4 protein-coding genes are annotated in these 5,091 nt (G+C 37.8%); all 4 read left to right on the forward strand.

Annotated elements, in window-relative coordinates:
• Nucleotides 1-801 precede the first annotated feature (801 nt).
• The 4 genes from pstS to pstB all read left to right on the forward strand — a co-directional run bounded on the left by pstS (nucleotide 802) and on the right by pstB (nucleotide 5,034).
• A complete protein-coding gene (gene pstS / locus ACM0OY_RS39390; RefSeq protein ID WP_414574136.1) occupies nucleotides 802-1,845 on the forward strand; it encodes a phosphate ABC transporter substrate-binding protein PstS in 1,044 nt (347 codons plus the stop codon).
• A 371-nt stretch (nucleotides 1,846-2,216) separates the two neighbouring features.
• The gene (pstC, locus tag ACM0OY_RS39395) at nucleotides 2,217-3,221 is read left to right on the forward strand and encodes a phosphate ABC transporter permease subunit PstC (RefSeq protein WP_414574137.1); all 1,005 of its coding nucleotides are present in this window, start codon (nucleotides 2,217-2,219) and stop codon (nucleotides 3,219-3,221) included.
• Nucleotides 3,222-3,326: 105 nt separating this feature from the next.
• Nucleotides 3,327-4,208 carry a phosphate ABC transporter permease PstA gene (pstA, locus tag ACM0OY_RS39400; RefSeq protein WP_414574138.1) on the forward strand — a complete coding sequence of 294 codons (882 nt, stop codon included), beginning with the start codon at nucleotides 3,327-3,329 and terminating at the stop codon, nucleotides 4,206-4,208.
• A 46-nt stretch (nucleotides 4,209-4,254) separates the two neighbouring features.
• On the forward strand, nucleotides 4,255-5,034 hold the full coding sequence (gene pstB / locus ACM0OY_RS39405; RefSeq protein WP_414574139.1) for a phosphate ABC transporter ATP-binding protein PstB: 780 nt from the start codon (nucleotides 4,255-4,257) through the stop codon (nucleotides 5,032-5,034).
• Nucleotides 5,035-5,091 lie beyond the last annotated feature (57 nt).

Genomic DNA, 5,091 nt, shown 5'->3' on the forward strand with positions numbered 1-5,091 from the left:
GGGTAAAGGTTAAAGGTTTTTTCTTTCCCCTTTTCCCCTTAACCGACAAGTATTGTTACTATTCCTAGCTTCCATGCTTTCAAAATGTCCTAACCTGTGTGACTACGGCTATACATTCTTTTGTTTCTTGGCTTTTGCCTCATATTACAAAGTTTATGGGGTTCTGGGCTGTTGTTAATCGTCTGTGTTGTTTGGTTTGGTAACCGAATTGCAATTCAAGAGCAGATGTTAGAAGAACGGTTCGGTAAGGAATATCAGTCTTATTCTCAGCAAACCAAGCGTTTATTTCCATACATTTATTAGTACCCAGCCCTATAATATTGCCCTGAACCTAATAGTTTCCCTGAGCGTATTGAGAACTTGCTTCAGGGATTCGTATAGTTATTACGAATAAGTTCGGGGAGCATCTCACTTTTGTAAAAACACGTTTGCCCTGGCGAATGGAATTCGCGGCTATACAGGCAAAAGCTACCGATCCTGGGTTTCAAATTCTTAGAGTCCGCGTAGGCGGACTTCGTTTGTGTAGCTGCGATTTCTAATCGCCTGGTATATTTACTATGCGATCGCTGATGAGTATTTAACTATTTTTAAGTATTTAAAGATAAATGAAATTTTCATCAATATATTGTTTATAGATTAATTCAATTAAATATTAATAGTCTAAAACAAAGTTTAAAATTTATTTTTAAACACAGCTTAATCTCCTATTCATCTATTGTTAAATAATTTTTAACCATCAGAAATGTACCTTAATTAAGGTTGTGATTACAGCAGGGAAATATTCCTTTAATCAGAGGTAATATGATTTTTTCGACCACCATCTTGAACCGTGTCGTTGCTACTTCACTGGTGACAACTTCTATTGCACTTAGTCCAATGTTTGGCGCGATCGCACAAGCTGAAACTCTCAATGGTGCAGGAGCAACTTTTCCGGCTCCACTTTACGAACGCTACGCTCGTGAAGTTAAAAAGAAATATCCAGACTTGAAAATTAACTACCAAGCAATTGGTAGTGGCGGCGGTATTCGTCAAGTCACTGCTGGAACCGTTGACTTTGGTGGTAGTGATGCTGCAATGAAAGATGATGAAATCGCTAAAGTCAAGAACGGTGTAATCTTAGTACCCACAGCTGGCGGTGCAGTTTCTGTAGTTTATAACCTTCCAGGGGTTAACAATCTTAAATTATCCCGCAGTACACTACCAGCGATTTTTGCAGGTCAAATTACCAATTGGAATGACCCAAAAATTAAAGCTGATAATCCCGGTGTCAATCTACCAAATCAACCAATTAAATTTGCTGTTCGCGCCGATGGTAGCGGTACAACTTTCATTTTTACTAACCACTTGAGTACAATCAGTAGTTATTTTAAAGGCAGAGTTGGAACTAACACTGCTCCAAAATGGAATTTACCAAATGTGCTCAAAGGTAAAGGCAATCCCGGCGTAGCTGCTTTAGTAGCTCGTACTCCTGGCTCTATTGGTTATGTTGAATATGCCTACGCTCTGCAAAATAAGCTTAAATCAGCAGAGCTACAAAATAAGAAAGGAGAATTTATTTCTCCTTCTTTGCAATCTGCAAACGCAGCTTTGGCTAGTGTGAATTTCCCAGATAACTACCGCGTTTTTGTAGGAGATCCAGCACAAGGTTATCCTATTGTTGGTCTTACTTGGATTATGGTTTACAAACAGTATGCTAATACTGCCAAATCTGATGCAATCAAGAAATGGGTAAATTGGGTATTGAAAGATGGTCAACAGTATAATGATGACCTCAACTACACCAAGATTCCATCTGAAGTGGCAAATCGTGTACTTCAGACAGTGAATAGCACTGTCAAGCCTTAATTGCTAATTTTACACAAGAATTCAGAAGTCAGAATAGCTAAAGAATCAGGATAAAAATTGATGGATGAATCTACTCATCATAATATACTCTTTATCAATTATGACTTCTGATTCTGTAAATATCCTTTCCAGGAATAACCTGGAAAAATTTTTTATTAAGCCACTTCTATTTGAGAGCTTTAATTAAGCATTTAGATAACATCTTAAAGCTTAATTTAGCCTAGTACAAGATTGCCAAAATCAATGAAAAATTTTTCAAAAATAGAGTTATCTCTTTTATATTTTGCCTTCTGACACTAGCTTTTATCTGAAGTCGATAATAAAAACAGGGTCTCTACTCTAATCACACACAAAAATCTCTTTTATTTGTGATGGCAAATTCATCAGAACCAGCCGACAAAAATTCATTAGATCAATCGAACTTAGATGATGATGAAAATTTAGATTTGACAGCTATCAGTGGTAGAAATTTCTGGTTTGACCAAGGATTTACACGGCTAGTATACTTTTTTGCGGTGGTTACTTTTGCTGTATTATTTTTAATGACTTGGGTAATTTACCAAGAAGCTTTACCAGCGATTAAACAGTTTGGAGTCGGCTTTTTATGGGGTCAAGATTGGGATACAGGTAATGGGATTTTTGGTGCATTACCTTATATTTATGGAACTTTAGTAAGTAGTGCGATCGCTCTTTTATTAGCTGTCCCAGTGGGAATAGCAGTCGCATTAGTCACAAGTGAAAATTTCTTACCCCCATCGTTGCGAACAACCTTAGCATTTGTTGTGGAATTAATCGCAGCAATTCCCAGCGTCATTATTGGTTTATGGGCTATTTTTATCTTTATTCCAGTTTTGGAACCTTTAGAAAAATGGCTAGGTAGCACTTTGAAAATGATACCTCTATTTAATACACAAGACCCTGTGGGCACAAATATGTTGACTGCTGGAATTATTCTAGCAATCATGATTTTGCCAACAATGGCAGCAATTACTCGTGATGTATTATTGGCTATACCTAAAGAATTACGTAGCGCATCTATGGCTTTAGGTGGTACTCGTTGGGAAACAATTTTTCGAGTCTTACTACCATCTGGATTCTCAGGAATAGTCAGTGCAGCAATGCTGGCTTTAGGACGCGCTTTGGGTGAAACAATGGCTGTCACTATGGTAATTGGGAACTCTGCCCAAATTAGTGCTTCTTTACTCGATCCAGCTTATACAATTCCTTCTGTATTAGCTAATGAATTTGCGGAAGCAGAGCCAGGATTACATATTGGTGCTTTAAGCTATTTGGGATTAATTTTATTTGGCTTGACTCTAGCTGTAAATATTGGCGCTGTACTATTAGTCAGGTGGTTTGCCAGAAAAAATAAATGATTCAAAATCCAAAATTCAGAATCTATTAGTTGTTATTTTTCAATTGGTAATTCGTAATTGCTATAAGGCAAGCATTTCGTTAAACAACCAAAATTTGTGAGAGATATGAGTGGTTACATCGAGTCTGAAAATGATGAATCTATAACAACAGAATTATGCAGTACTCTACCAAAAGAGCGAGTAAGATTTACTTATTTCATGAATGCGATCACCTTTAGTTTAACAGGTATAGCACTCATTCCTTTATTATCAATTTTATGGGAAATTTTTGTTCGCGGAATATCTGGAATTAAATGGGAAGTTTTCGTCAAATCAGTAATTGATAATGGGTTCGGCAATGCCATTCTGGGAACCATAATTATGGTAGCTATTGGTGCTTTTTTAAGCATCCCTACAGGCATAATGACAGGAATTTTTTTGGCTGAATTTGGTCAAACTAATCCAATTGCTAATATCGTTCGTTTTATCACTAGTATTCTCACAGGTGTGCCTTCAATTGTTGTAGGAATATTTGCTTACGGTATAATCGTTTTAACAACTAAAGGATTTAGTGCGATCGCAGGTGGTTTTGCCTTGGCTGTGATTATGCTACCAGTGATTGTATTAACAACAGAAGAATCCTTAAAACTTATTCCCACATCTCAACGCCTCGCCTCTGCTGCTTTAGGTGGAACTCGATTTCAAACTACCTTTCGCATCGTTGTCACTGCGGCAATTCCCGGAATTACTACAGGCGTTTTATTAGCCGTAGCTCGTGCTGCTGGTGAAACAGCACCCTTAATTTTTACTGCATTATTTAGTCTAGATTGGTCAGAAGGTTTGTTAAGTCCAACAGCTTCCTTACCAGTATTAATTTTTAACCTCTACAACGACCCCGACCCAGAAAAAAGCCAGTTAGTATGGACTACTTCAATAATTTTATTGGTCTTAATTTTATGTGTCAGTATTGCTTCTCGCTTAGTTATTAGCCAGAGAAGAATCAAATAAACAGAATTATCTTTTGATAAATTTTTATTTCGCACCTGAGCAATTTATGAATAACCTAATTCCAGCTATCAAAGTAAAAAATATTAGTTTTTACTATGGTACAATCAAGGCGATCGAAAAGATATCAATAGATATTTATCGAAACCAAGTAACAGCAATTATCGGCCCTAGTGGTTGCGGCAAATCTACCTTCATCAAAATTCTAAATCGCATCAGTGAATTAGAAGGCCCTGTAAAAGTTGAAGGCGAGGTAGAATTTTTTGGCCAAAATATTTATGCTCCTCGTGTCAACATCAATAGATTACGCCGCCAAATTGGTATGGTGTTCCAAAAACCGAATCCTTTTCCCATCAGCATTTATGAAAATGTTGCCTACGGGATGAGAATCGCAGGTAGGTATCCAAAAGTAGAACTAGATGAAATTGTCGAGTCTGCACTTCACAGCGCTGCTCTTTGGGATGAAGTTAAAGATAAGCTAGATAAATCGGCTTTAGGGCTTTCTGGTGGTCAACAACAGAGATTATGTATTGCCCGTGCTTTAGCAGTCAAGCCTAAAGTTCTGTTAATGGATGAGCCTTGCTCGGCTCTTGACCCCATCGCTACTATGAAAGTTGAGGAACTAATCCATAGTTTGCGCTCTCAGTTAACGATCGCGATCGTTACCCACAACATGCAGCAAGCCGCTCGCGTCTCTGATTTTACCGCTTTCTTCAGCACCGATGAAAGTCGGATTGGTCAAATGATTGAATTCGGCGCCACAGAGCAAATCTTTAACAACCCACTCGACGCCCGCACCCGCGACTACATATCAGGGCGTTTTGGGTAAAAAGTCATTAGTCATTAGTCATTGGTCATTAGTCATTAGTCATTAGTCATTAGTCAT

This window comes from Nostoc sp. CCY 9925 (genome assembly GCF_963920935.1).
In the GTDB taxonomy this organism is placed as follows: domain Bacteria; phylum Cyanobacteriota; class Cyanobacteriia; order Cyanobacteriales; family Nostocaceae; genus Nostoc.